At 68.2% G+C, this 14,612-nt stretch carries 18 protein-coding genes; 14 read left to right on the top strand and 4 right to left on the bottom strand.

All coding sequences use genetic code 11. The features are described from left to right. The first annotated feature begins 17 nt into the window (after positions 1-17). The 4 genes from IE317_RS28280 to IE317_RS28295 all read left to right on the top strand — a co-directional run bounded on the left by IE317_RS28280 (position 18) and on the right by IE317_RS28295 (position 1,961). Positions 18-371, top strand: a complete 354-nt coding sequence (locus IE317_RS28280) for a hypothetical protein (RefSeq protein ID WP_191314385.1) — start codon at positions 18-20, stop codon at positions 369-371. Between the two features lie 66 nt (positions 372-437). After that, the gene (locus tag IE317_RS28285; protein WP_191314386.1) at positions 438-794 is read left to right on the top strand and encodes a hypothetical protein; all 357 of its coding nucleotides are present in this window, start codon (positions 438-440) and stop codon (positions 792-794) included. After that, the gene (locus IE317_RS28290) at positions 794-1,327 is read left to right on the top strand and encodes a hypothetical protein (RefSeq protein WP_191314387.1); all 534 of its coding nucleotides are present in this window, start codon (positions 794-796) and stop codon (positions 1,325-1,327) included. Before IE317_RS28285 ends, IE317_RS28290 begins: the two co-directional genes overlap by 1 nt. A 136-nt stretch (positions 1,328-1,463) precedes the next feature. Beyond that, a complete protein-coding gene (locus IE317_RS28295; RefSeq protein WP_229902965.1) occupies positions 1,464-1,961 on the top strand; it encodes a hypothetical protein in 498 nt (165 codons plus the stop codon). A 224-nt stretch (positions 1,962-2,185) separates the two neighbouring features. On the opposite strand, the gene IE317_RS28300 is transcribed toward IE317_RS28295, so the two are convergent. Then, on the bottom strand, positions 2,186-2,974 hold the full coding sequence (locus IE317_RS28300; protein WP_191314388.1) for an oxidoreductase: 789 nt from the start codon (positions 2,972-2,974) through the stop codon (positions 2,186-2,188). Positions 2,975-3,032: 58 nt separating this feature from the next. On the opposite strand from IE317_RS28300, the gene IE317_RS28305 reads away from it, so the two are divergent. After that, positions 3,033-3,596, top strand: a complete 564-nt coding sequence (locus IE317_RS28305) for a TetR/AcrR family transcriptional regulator (RefSeq protein WP_191314389.1) — start codon at positions 3,033-3,035, stop codon at positions 3,594-3,596. A 366-nt stretch (positions 3,597-3,962) separates the two neighbouring features. Here IE317_RS28305 and IE317_RS28310 read toward each other — a convergent pair whose 3' ends face one another. After that, positions 3,963-4,973, bottom strand: a complete 1,011-nt coding sequence (locus IE317_RS28310; RefSeq protein ID WP_229902966.1) for a LacI family DNA-binding transcriptional regulator — start codon at positions 4,971-4,973, stop codon at positions 3,963-3,965. Between the two features lie 293 nt (positions 4,974-5,266). Between IE317_RS28310 and IE317_RS28315 the strand changes: the two genes are divergently transcribed. Next, on the top strand, positions 5,267-6,169 hold the full coding sequence (locus IE317_RS28315; protein WP_229902967.1) for an MFS transporter: 903 nt from the start codon (positions 5,267-5,269) through the stop codon (positions 6,167-6,169). A gap of 463 nt (positions 6,170-6,632) precedes the next feature. On the opposite strand, the gene IE317_RS28320 is transcribed toward IE317_RS28315, so the two are convergent. Beyond that, entirely contained in the window at positions 6,633-6,806 is a 174-nt protein-coding gene (locus IE317_RS28320; RefSeq protein WP_191314390.1) for a hypothetical protein, read from the bottom strand. A 364-nt stretch (positions 6,807-7,170) separates the two neighbouring features. On the opposite strand from IE317_RS28320, the gene IE317_RS28325 reads away from it, so the two are divergent. Beyond that, positions 7,171-7,728 carry an NUDIX hydrolase gene (locus tag IE317_RS28325; RefSeq protein ID WP_191314391.1) on the top strand — a complete coding sequence of 186 codons (558 nt, stop codon included), beginning with the start codon at positions 7,171-7,173 and terminating at the stop codon, positions 7,726-7,728. A 4-nt stretch (positions 7,729-7,732) separates the two neighbouring features. On the opposite strand, the gene IE317_RS28330 is transcribed toward IE317_RS28325, so the two are convergent. Continuing rightward, positions 7,733-9,202: a helix-turn-helix domain-containing protein gene (locus IE317_RS28330; protein WP_229902968.1), complete on the bottom strand. Its 1,470-nt coding sequence runs from the start codon at positions 9,200-9,202 to the stop codon at positions 7,733-7,735. Positions 9,203-9,597: 395 nt separating this feature from the next. Between IE317_RS28330 and IE317_RS28335 the strand changes: the two genes are divergently transcribed. From IE317_RS28335 to IE317_RS28365, 7 genes are all read left to right on the top strand, one after another. Next, complete coding sequence (locus tag IE317_RS28335) at positions 9,598-9,939, top strand: hypothetical protein (protein ID WP_191314392.1); 342 nt, start codon at positions 9,598-9,600, stop codon at positions 9,937-9,939. Continuing rightward, entirely contained in the window at positions 9,927-10,316 is a 390-nt protein-coding gene (locus IE317_RS28340; RefSeq protein WP_191314393.1) for a hypothetical protein, read from the top strand. The genes IE317_RS28335 and IE317_RS28340 overlap by 13 nt, the downstream gene beginning before the upstream one ends. Positions 10,317-10,643: 327 nt before the next feature. Beyond that, positions 10,644-11,138: a hypothetical protein gene (locus IE317_RS28345; protein ID WP_191314394.1), complete on the top strand. Its 495-nt coding sequence runs from the start codon at positions 10,644-10,646 to the stop codon at positions 11,136-11,138. Further along, complete coding sequence (locus IE317_RS28350) at positions 11,135-11,299, top strand: hypothetical protein (protein WP_191314395.1); 165 nt, start codon at positions 11,135-11,137, stop codon at positions 11,297-11,299. The genes IE317_RS28345 and IE317_RS28350 overlap by 4 nt, the downstream gene beginning before the upstream one ends. A gap of 461 nt (positions 11,300-11,760) precedes the next feature. Then, positions 11,761-12,234: a hypothetical protein gene (locus tag IE317_RS28355; protein WP_191314396.1), complete on the top strand. Its 474-nt coding sequence runs from the start codon at positions 11,761-11,763 to the stop codon at positions 12,232-12,234. A 29-nt stretch (positions 12,235-12,263) separates the two neighbouring features. After that, on the top strand, positions 12,264-13,244 hold the full coding sequence (locus IE317_RS28360; RefSeq protein WP_191314397.1) for an SAM-dependent methyltransferase: 981 nt from the start codon (positions 12,264-12,266) through the stop codon (positions 13,242-13,244). Positions 13,245-13,536: 292 nt separating this feature from the next. Next, a complete protein-coding gene (locus IE317_RS28365; protein WP_191314398.1) occupies positions 13,537-14,538 on the top strand; it encodes a S1 family peptidase in 1,002 nt (333 codons plus the stop codon). The last annotated feature ends 74 nt before the right edge of the window (positions 14,539-14,612 follow it).

Raw genomic sequence — 14,612 nt, forward strand, 5'->3', positions numbered from 1 at the left:
ACGACAGAGGGGCACATATGAGGAAATCGATCACGGCGGCGGTGGCCGCCACGGCAGCGGCGGGCGCGATGCTGGTGGCCACGTCGGAGCCGGCGTTCGCGGCGGACGATCACTACTGCACGGTGAAGACCAAGACCTGCACCGCCGGCAGCACACCGGCCAGTGCCTCGCACCAGATCTTCCTGGCCACCGGCACCATCAGCTCGAACTACCAGATCAAGGTCGTCGACGTGAACAACGGCAAGACCGTCTACAGCGGCTACTTCAACTCAGCGCTGTGGAAGGGACTGTCCAACGTGTACTCCGCGTACGACGCGACGATCATTTGCGACGTCGGCTGTCCCGGCGCCACCGTGCACATCTGGAGGTAACGCGCGTACCGACCGATGACGACAGACGAACAAATTCGCCATTCGAACTCGACAGAAGGGGACGTGATGAGAAAAACTGTGAAACGCTGGCAGAAAGTGACGGTCGCGAGTGCGGTCGCGGCGTTGGGGATGACGCTGATGTCGACCGCGCCCGCCGACGCCCTCGGCTCTCGGAACGTCAACCGCTCCTGCGGCACCAACTACATCGCCAGCGGCGGCGGTGGAGGTAACTTCTGGGCCCAGACGACCAAGGTCAGCGGGACCTGCGACGGCGTCCTCTCCGTCGCGCTGCAGTCGTCGGACGGATACATCTCGCCCCGGGTCTACGGCACCAACTCGCAAGCGTTCACCCGGATCTACAACATCGACGCCATCCGCGGCCTGCACTGGGGCTGCAACAGCTGCTCGGTGTCAGTGACGTGATGCCGGCCTCGTCCGCCCGCGCCGTGACCGCGACCGTCTTGGCCGCTCTGGCCCTCGCGGGCTGCGCCGACGCGGGCGCGGGCGGACGGGGCTCCGCTGCGCCCGTCAGCGCCGCGGAGTACCGGGCCGCCGTGACTTCGTTCCTGGACTGCATGCGCAGGCACGGCTACCTGGTGTCCGGCCCGGTCGTCAGCCCGCTCGACCAGCGCCTGCTGTTGCGGGACGTCGTCCCGCCGCACGACGGACGACCCGCCGAGTTCAACGCCAGGCTCGCAGCCTGCGACCACGACGCGGACCTGGGTGACATCGAGCCGGCTTACCTCTCGACCCACCCCGGGAAACTGGATCCCCGATTGCGGGACGACGCCGTCGAATGCCTCCGACGACAGGGCATCAAAGCGCGAGGAGATGAGACCGACTACGGCGACTACCACGGCCAGGCCCGCGCCGGCACCGAATTCAACGACTGCCTGACGGCGGCCGCTAAAGCGACGTTTCCGGACCTGCCGGGCGCAATCACCATCTTCTACTGAGGTCGGTGGGACATCGTCGCTCGCTCATGCCGACGAGCGGATGAGCGGAGCCGGGTAGGACCACCGGGGCACATCAGTGGCATCAAGCCTCGAATTTCGCTCGCCGCACGCCTCGCCAGCACCGTATCCTGCAGCGATGTTCGCTCCGGACGACGGCACCCGGGCCGCGGCGCTGCTTCGGGCCCGGCTGCACTTGGCGCTGGAGTCGGTGACCGAAGAGTGGCACTGGTACCAACGCGAGCAGAGCTCACTGCTGAGGGTCTGGTTGCATTTTCGCCACGCACTCGTTCTGCGGCTGCACTGCACGGGCGACCTGCTTCACCTGCAAGAATCCGTGCCCGGTGGCTCCTATGACATGGGCGAGTACGGCGAGGGCAGAGTAGGTCCCGCTCAGGCACCAAGCCTTCTCACGAAGTACGTCGGCTCCCGTCTTCGCGATGCCACCTTGATCCGGGAGTCCTCCACGGAGCCATCCGTCGGCGGAGTCCTCCTCAGCTTCGACGCGGGCGACTTGACTGTCGCGTCCTCGGCCGACGAATGGCTGATCACCACCGACGAGTTACCTCCCGACGCCGCACCACACCACCACATCGAAACAATGACCATCACCGGCCGCCCATGGCCCCGCCGGTGAGCCGGTCATCGGCCCCGGACCGTTGATCACCACTGTCGCTCAAGCGAGCAACTGCTGCACCGCCGCCGTAACGCATGCACCGCCAATGCACTCACATGCCGCTGAGCGTGTGCTGGGCCCACGCATGGCAGCACTTGGCAATACAGAGTCACGTGCGACGCAGGCTGTGGGCCTGGCTCTCCGCGCGTGCTCGGCCGGTCCGGCTCGTCCGGCCCTCGCACTGCTCAGACGACGGGCAGGATCCCGCCGTCCACCCGGTACTGCGCGCCGGTCAACCAGCGGGCGCGGTCCGAGGCGAGGAACACGACGAGTTCTGCCGCGTCTTCGGGTGAGCCGGGCCGAGCCATGGGAACGTTGAGGCTGGTGGCGAGGTCCCGCTGGGCCTGCTTGAGGCTGACGCCGCGGCTCTGGGCGATCTCGCGGTGGTGAGCGATCGCCCCCGGCGTGGGAATGAAGCCGGGCAGCACGCTCACCACCCGCACGCCGCTCGGGCCGAGTTCGGCCGCCAAAGCACGGCTGTAGGTGTTGAGCGCGGCTTTCGCTGCCGCGTAGGCGACCTGCCCCGGCTGCGGCAACCGGCTCGCGATCGACGAGACGTGCACGACCACGCCGCGCCCGCGTTCGACCATCCCGGGCACGAGGTGCCGGTCGAGCCGGACCGCGCCCAGCAGATTGAGCGCCAGGTCGGCCTCCCAGCTTTCGTCGCTGCGGACCAGGGTGTCCGCCGGTGGCGAGGCGCTTCCGGCGTTGTCGACCAGGACGTCGACGCCGCCCGCGGTGTCGAGCACCCGGCGGGCCAGGTCCGCGGCCCCTCCGGCGGTGGCGAGGTCGGCCGCGAAGAACGTCGCGGGCAGTTCACCCGGCTCCGGTGGTCTGCGGGCGGAGGCCAGGACGGTGGCGCCGGCGGCCGCGAAGCGCCGGACGATCGCCGCGCCCAGTCCCCGGCTGCCGCCGGTCACGAGCACCCGGCGACCGGCCAGTCCTGCGGAGACGACGTCGTAATCGGATTCCATACCGCCGAAGATACCTGACTTACGTGTAAGTCAGTTTGCTGGGTGGGATGCTGACCGTATGAGCGAACGCGCCGACGGTCGGCGTACTGACACCCGCGAGCGCATCCGCGCCACCGCCTTGGAGATGTTCACGACGCAGGGGTACGAGCGGACCACGCTGGCCGAGGTCGCGGACCGACTCGCCATCACCCGCCCGGCGGTCTACCACCACTTCCGCAGCAAGGAAGACGTGCTGGCGAGCTCGTACGGCGAGGTTCTGCCCGAGCTGGCCGAGCTCGCGGAGGCCCTGCACCCGGAGCCGGCCCCGTGGCACCGGCGCAGCGAGGCCCTGGACCGGTTCGCCGCGCTTATCCAAGGCGAGCACGGTGCACTGCTCGTGTGCGCCCGGATCAACGAGCACGCGCTCGCCGGCCGCCCGGCGGCGGCCGAGCTGCTCCACCACCTCGACGACCTAACGCGGGCACTCGCCCCGGCCACCGACATCGACGGCCGCATGCGCGCCCGGCTCGCCGTGAGCACCCTGATCATGGCCGAAACGCGCGGCGCGCAACTCGGCGGGACAGCGGAGCAGCGGGCTACGGCAGCGCTCGCACTCGCCCGTGAACTACTGAACCCGAAGTAGCGCCTCGGACCACTAACCCAGTCCGCACACAGATCATTTCCTCACGAACGCCCGAGCGGTGACATCGTTCCCGGGACGCGCCAAGCCGCCGCCTCGGCGAACAGGATAGGAGCCTGCCGCAGCTCCCAACAGGGTTCCGTGGCCCTGCTGGGCTCACCCAGGGTGACGAGTCGACAACAGTGACGACATCGCACGTCCGGACATGCCGATGAGCGCGATCTGCCAAGTGAGCTTCGCGAGCTTTCCAGGCGAGCGGTACTTCAGTCACCACACGAAGGGAACGAGCCGAGCCCGGCGCGGCAAACCGTCGGTAGCGGCCGCCCAGAGTTTCTTCGACGGCGCGTTCCTCAATGCGGGCGCCGCCGGTCAGCGGGTGGACGTCCGGACCGTCGCTGTCCATTCCGCTGCCCGTGCCGCACCGCGCTCGCCGAGGGCGATCAGGGCGCAGTCGCGGCCCTGGGCGAACAGTGACTGCGTGATCGTCGTGAGGCCCGCGGCTTCCGCGTCCGGGCCGCCGTCCCACCCGGCGACCGCGAGGTCTTCGGGCACGCGCAGGCCCCGGCGGACCGCGGCGTCGAGGACGGCGAACGCGAGCTGGTCGCTCATCGCGACCACGGCGTCGGCTCCGGTGCCGAGAAGCTCGTCGGCCAGGTTCGCGGCTTCCTCGCGGTCGTTGCGCGCCACGACGGCCACGGGCAGGCCGCTTGCGTCTTCGAGGTGGTCGTAAATCCCGAGAAGACGTTCGCGCGTCACCGGAAACGACACGCCGCCGGGCGACGGTCCGGTTTCCCGGCGCGGCCGGCGGTCACGGTCGAAGGGGAAGCTCAGCACGGCGGGCCGCTGCGCGCCGGTGAAGGTGCGGGCGGCCAGCTCGCGGGCCGAGGCGCGGTTGTCGATGCCGACCACCCGCGCGCCGGGAAACGCCGGGCCGCCATGGATCGCCACCGGCTTGCCCTGCCCGGTCACGACTTCGAGCACCGGGTCGGTGTCGACGGTCGTCCAGACGATGTAGCCGTCGACCGACGCCGACCGGACGCGCTCGACGTCGTCGTCCGCGCCGGTCGTCGGGATGAGGTTCAGCCCGCTCCCCCGCTCGCGGCAAACCTCGGCGACCCCGGCCAGGAACCGGCGGGCCTGCGGGTCTTCGAAGGCGTACGCGAGGTGTTCGCCGAGCACGACGCCGATTGCGCCGACGTGCCGGCGGCGCAGCGACCGCGCTGTCGGGTCCGGCCCCCGGTAGCCCAGCTCGGCGGCCGCCTCCCGAACCCGGCGCCGCGTCTCCGGCGCGACCCGGTCCGGCTGGTTGTAGCAGTACGACACGGTCATCGCCGAAACCCCGCACCGGCGCGCCACATCGGCCATCGTGGGTCTGGACATGGGCCCACCTTAGCTGTGTATCGTTAAACAATGCTCGTCGAGCCCCGTACCCGAATCGCGCTGGGAGCCCTCAGCGCGGCTTGCTTCGCGTCCGTGACCTCGGAGAACCTGCCTGTGGCGCTGCTGCCACAGCTCGCGGCGGGCCTGGGCGCGGACGACTCCGCGATCGGGCTGCTGATGACCGGGTACGCGCTGGTCGTCGCGGTCTCGGTGGTGCCGCTGGTCGCGCTGACCTCCCGCTGGGACCGCCGGACGACGCGCTGCTCACCCTCGGCCTGGTCGTGGTGTCGAACATGGTGCTCGCGTTCGCGCCGACGTACGGCGTCGCGGTCGCCGCGCGGCTCGTGGCGGCCGCTGGCCACGGCGTGTTCTGGTCGGTCGTCGCGTCAATGGCAGCCCGGCTGCTCGGTCCCGGGAAGGGCGGCCGCGCGACGGCGGTCGTGTTCGCCGGGAATTCCGTGGCCTTCCTGTTCGGGCTGTCGGTGAGCTCCTGGCTCGGCGCAACGCTCGGCTGGCGGACGGCGGTGCTCGCCGTGGCAGGGGCGGCGGCCTTGACAGCGCTGGTCATACGCCTCACGGTCGGTCCGATGCCCGCGGAGACGTCGGCACCGGGGCCGCGGATCGTCGCCGACCGGGCGCTCGCCCCGGTGCACCTGACGACCCTGCTCCTGGTGACCGGCCACTTCGCGGCGTTCACCTACATCACGGCGCTGATCGCGCGGTACGTCCACCTGACCGGCCCGCCGACGTCGGTCCTGCTCCTCGCCCACGGCACGGCCGGGCTGCTCGGCTTACTCATCATCGGCCGCCACATCGACCGCCACCCGCGCGCGACGGCGCTGGTCACGACGGCGGGCCTGGCCACCTGCATGCTGGTGCTCCTCTGGGCGCCGGGCCCGGTCGCGGCCGGCGGCGCGGTCGTGGCGTGGGCCGCCCCGGCGGCGGGCATCGGCGTGGTGCTGCAGGCGGCAGTGCTGCGGGTCGCAAAGGGACGGCCGGACCTCGCGTCGGCGGTGTACATCGTGGCGTTCCAGATCGGTATCGCGCTGGGTGCGGCCCTGGGCGGCCTCGGCGTGGACCACGACGCGCTCCCGGCCGCGGTGGCGATCGCGGCCGCGGGCGGACTCACGTCGGCTTTGGTGGTCTGGCGCGCGACGGCGTTCAAGCGAGCTGAAGGGGACTCTCCTCGCATCTGACTGCTCTCGGTAGTTGCGAGCCAAGGTCCGCGCCGCGAGCCCCCAGTTGCTTGCCGTCCTTCCGCGGAGTTCACCATCGGCCAGTGCGCAGGATCCGACTCGGATTCGTAGCGGGTCTGCCACCGACGTACCTAGACGAGCCGGGAGTACTGCCAACTGACCACGCCCGCGACTCCCATCTCGACGGTCGTGACGAGAAGTCTCTCCTGAAGCATCGCCCGTTACGCCAGCAACTCGACCACCAGCCGAGACTTCCGCCAGGCACGCCTAGCCCGGCATCGGGAGAGGTCGCTGCCGCCTGCATCGGCTGCTTGCAGGACGACCGGTGTGGCCGGGTCGGGCCGGGCCGGGCCCCGGGGCCGGCAGAGATCCAACCTGTCGGCGAGCTCGCAGCCCCGGACGATTTCCGAGCCACATTCCTTTCCGTCGCTGTGTCACAGCAGTCCGGCCTGGTGCAGGCGAATCACCGCCACGAGCACGCCGCTGCTGCCGAGGAGTGCGCTGAGGAGAGGACCTTGAGGAGCGTCAGCGCCCGCGCCGCGCGCTGGTGGTCAGTTGTCGTGAGCGCCACCCCGGTGGCGGCGCCGACGGCGGTGAGCAGCACCAGTGCGATGAGGGTGACCAACGGCGTCCACATGATCATTTCCTGTTCTCCCGGTCGCGAGCCCGGCCAGTCCGTGCTCGAGGACCAGCCGACCAGCCCGGGACGGGGTCCGGCACGGGCTCTGTAGCGACCCGGACAGCAGAACGGCACGCAGGTGCAGCCTGACCAGCAAGAATGCAGGGCACTATCGGCGGGAGTACGGTGTCCGACACTGTCCGGTGAGCCTCGCTGGACGGCTCCAGGTCGGCACGGGGGGTGGTGAGCATGATCTGGTGGAGATCGTCACGCTGTCCCGGCTGGCCGCTGCGCTCGATCAGCTGCGGAGTGACCGCGACCGCTGGAGTCGATCGGTACCGCGTCAGCTGGCGAGCCACGGCTCTTCCGTAGCATCTATTTCGTGGCGACAGAACCCGACGAGCAAGAATCGACGCGCTGGAAGATCCACGGCGAACGACTGGTCGATGACACACGCCGTGATCGCGTCAGCATCGCCTCAGTCGAGCTACCTGACGGGGTGACCTTCGAGCAGTGGGTGTTCCGCATCCGCAAGGCCGCGATGATGGCCGTTCTCGACGATCAGGACCGAGTGCTCATGCTCTGGCGACACCGGTTCATCATCGACCGGTGGGTGTGGGAGTTACCAGGGGGTTACGTCGACCCGGAAGAAGACCCCGCCGTGACCGCGGCGCGAGAGGTCGAAGAAGAGACCGGATGGCGACCGCTCGATGTCGAGCCGCTCGGTTCGTTGCAGCCGCTTGTGGGAAGTGCTGACGCCGAGAACCTATTGTACGTGGCTCGACGATCCAAGTACATCGGCGAACCCGAGGACATCAACGAAGCGGCGCGGGTTGCGTGGATTGAACTCGACACGGTCAGAGACCGCATCATGAAAGGTGAGATCGTCGGTGCGGCGTCGCAGGTCGCGCTACTTCACATCCTCGCATTCTACCGTTGATTGGCTACACCGGCGTGGGCACACCCGCAGAATTCATTTGGCTGTAGAGCCGGCGCACGCGGTGGTCGCCCTTGTGCCGGGCGAGGCGTCGGCCAACATCGGTGAGGTAGGCGCTGCCGCGGATAGACCGGACGTCCTCACTCATCCTTACTGCCTTCGTGGCCTCCGCGCATGCTTCGTCGACACGCCCTTGATCCGCGAGTGTCGAAGCAAGCAACGCCGTGTTAAATAACCTGCCCCGGTCGTACCCCTCACTCATTCCGAGTGATCGACGCGCGAACTGCTCGGCCTCGACTGGTCGACCGAGGTCTCGGAATGTATGCGCAAACTTTGCCGACAGGTATGCGCTGTCGAAATAGGCCAGCCACGCTGGTCCCGAACCCGGCAAGAATCGCTCGAAGGCGCGTTCGGCCTCGCTAAGCGAGGCGAAGCACGCCGATGTGTTTCGTTTCAGGGCATGTCCATGAGCTTCGAGGACCGCGGCTTCTGCCTGGAGGGCGACTAGGCCGGATCGCTTCGCCCGCTGCCGGGCGGCGAGCGCCATGTCAAGCGCGACGTCGCGGGACACGTCGAACGCCTTGTGCTCGTCCATCGCGGCGAATGCGGCGTGATGACTCATCGCAGCGAGCATCTCGGCCTCGAGCGCCTCGTCACCGACGTCCTGCGCGAGCTTGAGAGCGTCGCGCAGATGCCGTTGGCCTTCTGCGGGTTTGCCGACGTCGTAGGCAATCCAGCCGGCCACGTGGTGCAGCTCCGCGGCAGCGGCGAACAGTTCGTCACGTGATGCTCGATGCCTACTCGCGTCGTTCAGCATCGGTGCAACAGTCGAGGTCAGGTATGCGGTGATCGTGGTTGTGGCTCTGCTGTGCCCGCCGCCGAATCTGTTGTCAAGGCACCGAAATGTGGCGGTCATGTCGCGCACGATCTCGACGTCGGAGCTTCGCGGTTTTAGCGGGCCGACTGCCACCGGTGTTCTGGCTCCGAGCAGCGAGGCGCCGATCGCTGTGGCGCCTGCGCCTGCGGTCTTGAAGAACTGTCGCCGTTGCACGTCTTCGAGGGTAGCCGCGAGTTCAGGTTCGACTGATTCGTCGAGCGTATAAGACACATCGAACCAGAGCAGCGTCGGTGGAACATGAAGAGCTTTCGCCCAGCGCTCGAGATTGCGCAGGTTGCTCGGCGGGGGCGCGCCGGGAGCTTCAAGGCGGCTGACTTGTGCTTGTGTCATGCCAAGCCACTGGCCGAGCGTGGCCTGTGACACGCGCGGAGTTGATTCGCGGCGGTAGGCCGCAAAGAGCTGGCCAAAGTGGCGCGCATTGATTGCAGCACTGATGCTGTCGGACTCCCAAAACGCCGCCGTCTGCTGGCGTGCGTTGGTCGAGATCAGCAGTCGGGTGCATGCGCCGCAGTGATTGCTCACGCGATGACGGGCGAGGCGCGAACCGCATCCGACGCACGTGCGCTCTGCCTTCCGCACCAAAGTACCTCCCTCGCCCGACGTTCACCGCAGTATATGTGACGCGGCGAAGGTCTCGTCAGATTCCATACGTTTGATGTATGGAATCTGACGTTAAGCGGCTCCGAGCGTGCGATCTGATACCCCGACATCGTTTTCTCCGGGGCACATCAGGCAGATGCTCGAGGCATGCCCGAGGTAACACACCGTGATAGGAAGGTCGGTGACGGCCTCTCGGACCGTCGGACAGCACAGTCTGAGCCACTGTCACGAGACAAGCTGCTCGATCTCGCCGATTCCGCGCGTGAGCCGAGCGGAGACCACTCCGGATGCGATAGCGCGACTGGCCTCGGCGATCATCCGCGCCATGGGCGGCTCGACGAGTCAGGTTGTGACCTCCGATGATCCTGCCCGTCATGAGCTCGTTCGCGTTCCTCTGGGACGAGCCGGCCATCGAGCCGTTCACGACCTTGCTGCGACGCCACTGGGAGTTCCTGCCCGTGTTTGACGCCGACGGCCTCCTCAAGAAGATTACGGGCGCCTTCACGTGGGAGGTGGACGGCTTCGTCGACGCTCTCCGAGTCAAGAGCGAGACCGACGCCGCCGCCATCCGAATGGATCACGCCGGTGGGAAGGTCTGGGAACGCGAAGGCGACGCCCTTACCATCCTGCACCAGCTCGTCGACCTACCCGCGCCCAGCGACCCCCGCGCACCCCGCCTCGTAATCGGCTCGGCCCCGCGGGTGTGGACACCGTGAAATGGCCGGGAGCGCGACGACAGCTCACCATCGCCGACGCCCGGCAGGCGCTGGTCTCTCTGCCGGACGTCCGCTGGCACGATCCCGAGTCCGAAGAACAGGCACGCACCCAGCTGCAAGAGATTGGCGCGATCGTCGACCGCGCACTGCGGCGAGTTCACGCGTCATCGGACGAAGCGCGGGCGTTGAAATACGCGCAAGCGAGGTTGACAGCGTTTCTCGCGGGCTGGGGCGACCCCGACCTGATCGCACCGACACACCTCGCCCCCATGTACCAGAGCCTCATAGATGCACTGCGCGCCCTTTCTCTGCGCTTGGCAACGAACGGAAACGCCGATCCGCCAGGTGACCCCGACGATCCCGTCTCGCGAACCTAACCCTCCGCAATCCCAGCCCGGACAGGCAGTGTGCGTACCTCCGTTCTGTCCGGTTTGCACGCCTCGACCGAACGCGAACTCCCAAACCGGGCGGTCGAGGCGCATCCAACGTGCTCATCCCCAAACCTGGAACGTGATCACCATGCACGACCTCAACAACAACACCGTGCTGCCACGGAGCCATCCGCGAATCCGCCGCGTCGATCTCGTCACCCTCGACTCCGCAGATGTACTCGCATCAAACGGCTCTGGGCCGACCGTCACCGGTCTCGCACGCAACAACTGCTTGCCTCACCGTCTAGCTGACCACGTCACCGGAACACACTGATGACCGACTCCGAACGATCGCCGGATCAGCCCGGCACACCGCCGATGAAGCTGCTCGGCTTGATCACCGACGCCTACACCGATGCATTGGTACGCCTCGCCTACGCCGAGTGTGACCGTCATGACTGGACGTCCTACAGGAAACTTGGCTACGACCTGATCGGGGTCGGAGCACAGGTCCTCATCCACGCCTGCGCTCGTCGTGACCAGCCGGCCGACGACCCTCGAGAGGTTGCGGCGGAAGTTGCCCAGGAGCTGCGGACCACCCTTGGCCTCGCAGAGCACGTTGCGGGCGGCTCAGCGAGCGCGGATTCGGTGGCGATGGATATCGAGGCGTTGGCCGAGGATTGCGCGCAGGCCACCGGGCGGCTGTATCGACTTGCGGCCGGGCTGTCCCCGTCAGTCATCGCCGAGATCCACCCGGTCGGCGAGGACCACGACGACGCCATCGGCAACAAGGACGACGGCCAACGGTCGGATGGTGAGCTCGCATGACCGACCACAGCAAGGTGGACACCGACCGCTGGCGCACCGACTCAGGTGAGAAGCCACTCGCCAGCAACAAGAAGAAGCGAGCGACGCCGAGCACGGCGAAGCGATCGCGACATCCCGCTTCGAAGGGTGTCTACCGGTGGAAGCGCGAGGTCGTGGCATGACGGCATCCTCAAGCAGTCGGCCGACCGCGATCGTTCTACGGTCGCCGTCGACCAACTATCCGCGGATCCACCGCGTCGATGACGCCACGTTCGAATCCACAGGGGTGCTCGCACCCGCGTGCGCGTCAGCGGATTCCCGACGCGACACTGTCCACGCCGCTCGCTCCCGTTGGCCCCGCTACCGAGAGACCTCAGCCGCCGTGACCTGCGAGAAATCTCGATGCAGTGGGGACGACGCTGGCGCCGACCCGCCGGCTGATGTGACCCACTTTCCAGTTACCGCGGAGTCACCATGCCCGTGACCGACGGCGCAAGACCCCACACCTATTGGTGGGCCATCGTCCGCGCGCGGCCGCTGCACGACTACCTCGACTCCCGCACACCCACGGCTCGGATACGGCATTGGCCGACTCGCGATCCCGACTATCCGCACACCGTCCACCCGCTCCAGGAAGCCTTGGATGACCCTGATGACCACGACCGACACCGGCGAGCTTGCCCATGCCGTGGGCGCGGAACTGCAGCGGCAGCGGGAAGACCGTGGCTGGTCCCGCCCTGCTCTCGCCGCATGGTCCGAGGGCCGAGCGAACGCGCGAACACTCATCATGTGGGAGAAAGCCACCCGCTCGATGTCCCTGCGTCAGCTCGGCGACGTTAGCCGAATCTACCTGATCCGTCCCTCGCAGCTGCTGGCCCGCGCTGAGCGCCGCATCGGCTGGGATCCCGACCTGGCCGTGGACCTCGCTGTCCTGGCTGTCACCCAGCTCGACGCACTCCGTCCCGCGGCCCGCTGGGCGCAAGAGGAACTCCGCGCTGGCGGACCCCCGTTTCGAGGGCTGCGGCCCGTCGACCTCGCGCGGCTGGCGGATCGATGTCGCCTCAGCATCGCGCACCTGACCGTCCTCCTGTCCACCGAAGCGCCGGCACGCCCATGACGCCATCAGAAACGACACACGCCACCCCGATGCACCAACCCACAGTCACTGGGAAGCCCTGGTGGCAAAGACCAGTCGGGACGAATCCCGACCGGGTCAACCTCGCCTTCCTCCTCGATGCTTTCCGCACAGCCAAAAATAGCGACAACCGCGATGTCCCCTGCGTCAAATTCGCCCACAACAACGAACTCGACGCTGCGCTCCTGCTCGAAGCCCAGGTGCCGGACGCAGGGTTCGTGTTCCGGTCCGAACGCTCGTTCCTTGATCGCGCAGCCGCCTACCTGGTTGCCCGGCAGGGCGTCAGCAGCATCGTGGTTGCCGGTGCGGGACTGCCCAACATCGCTGGCGAACACGACCTGCACTCGCTCATCCGCCGCAGCGAGGCGACTAACCGCACGCGGGAGCAGACCGTCGCTCGCGCGAGTGTGATCTATGTCGATCACGACCCTCTGGTCTTGGCGCACCTGCGCACTCTCGCCGACGAGGGCAATGGCGTCCACGTCGTTGACGCCGACCCCTGGGATCCCCACGCCATGTGGAACACGCTCTACAACACCGGCAAGGAAACCTCGGGCCTGGTTTCGCCTGATCACGACCGCGTGGCGCTGCTGCTGGGCGGGGTGATGTCCTTTCACGGCGGCAGCCGCGCCGAAGCCGCGCAGGTCGTGCAGGATCACCTCGCCCGGCTGCCCGCCAATGCGTTCCTGGCCATGACACATCTGCTGCAGCCCGAGCATCCCGACCTCGCCGTCCAGGCACTCGAGTTCGAAGCTGCGCTGCAGCGCCGTGGCCCCGGTACCGGAAGCCTCGCCACCGAAGCCCAGATCGAAGCGATGATCCACGGCACCAGCCTGTTACCGCCTGGGATCGTCCCCGCGTTCGCCTGGTTTCCCGACGGGCCACCGACGGACACGCCGCTGTGCGGGAACTTCACCGCCGCGGTCCTCACCCAGAAACCTGGACCGGACCGCGACCTGCCGGAACCCCCGTGGCGGCCGGCACGCCCTTGACTTCCTGACCGTCCGTGCCCCGATGTCGCGGACAGTCAGGGAACCGGGACCGGCGTCCTCGCACGGAACGGGATACCCGCGCGAGGACACCGGTTGCCCGGATTCGACCGGCTACCGGGGTGGCCGGTCACCCGCCCGCGATCACAAGGTCAAGCAACCGGCCTCCCCCGATCGCGGGTGACCACCGGTGCCTGGCCGTGCTCACGCCCCCCACGCACGGCCAGGCACCCACACACCGCACCCGGCGCACTCGAATTGCGCCGAAGCTTCGTTGAGAAAGGACATTCGACTCGTGCGTCTCAGAACAACAGCCGCAGCAGCGCTCGCCCTGCTGCCGATGCTGTTCAGCATCTCCGCCGCGACCGCCGACACCGGCACACCCCCGCCCTCACCGTCTACCGCCACGGCGTCGCCGCGGATCGTCGGGGGCGACCCCGCCCCGGTGGCCTACGCCGGCGCCGGGTCCCTGCAGCTGCTCGACCACGGCGAACCCGACTGGCACTCATGCGGGGTCACCCTCCTCCAGCAGGGCTACGACGAAACCGGTAAGCCGGCCGCGGTCGCCGCCACGGCCAGCCACTGCCTCAGCAACCCGCCCAGTCCCGAAGAGCAATCGCGGATGAGCCCCGCGGCGAAGAAGACCTTCGCCAGCTTCCGCACTGACCTGCGCGACCCGACCATCGACCGCAGCGATCCCGCGATCTACCACGCGCGGTTCGGTTCGCCCAACCGGCTGCAGGACGGCGTCGTCCGCATCGGCGCCAAGATCGTCGTCCCGCTGCGCTGGGCCTGGGGCCTGCCGGACAATGAAGGCAAGATCTGGGACGTCTCCCTCATCCGCTTCACCGGCCACGTCGACGGCGTCCGCCCGGCCCGCATAGCCCCCGCGTGGCTGTGGCAGCCCGCGCGGGCGATCGGCTGGGGCATCACCACTGACCCCGCCGCCTGGACCGGCCCCGCACCGGCCCAGCTCAGCCAGCTCGACGTCCCGCTCCTGCACACAGCCAAGTGCGCCCCCGGCGGCATCGGCACCGGCGAACTGTGCGCCGGAGTCCCGCCCACCGGCGGCGGCATCTGCAACGGCGACTCCGGCTCCGGGCTCCTGCAACGCCACGGCAGCGACTGGTACCTGCTCGGTGCGGCCTCCCGCACCATCGCCGAGTTCTGCGGCAGCGCGGCCATCTACACCAACCTCCACGCCTACCAGTGGTGGATCAACCAGCAGATCCACAAGCTACTGCCCGGCGCCCCAGGCGCAACCATTCACACCGCGTCGGCCACGCCCGTCGGCTGACACACACAACACCTGCTCTCGGGGTGGTCGCGGCAGATCCGATGCCGCGGCCACCCCCGGTCCAACGGACGCCC

It is taken from the genome of Amycolatopsis bullii, assembly GCF_014654205.1.
Taxonomy (GTDB): Bacteria; Actinomycetota; Actinomycetes; order Mycobacteriales; family Pseudonocardiaceae; genus Amycolatopsis; species Amycolatopsis plumensis.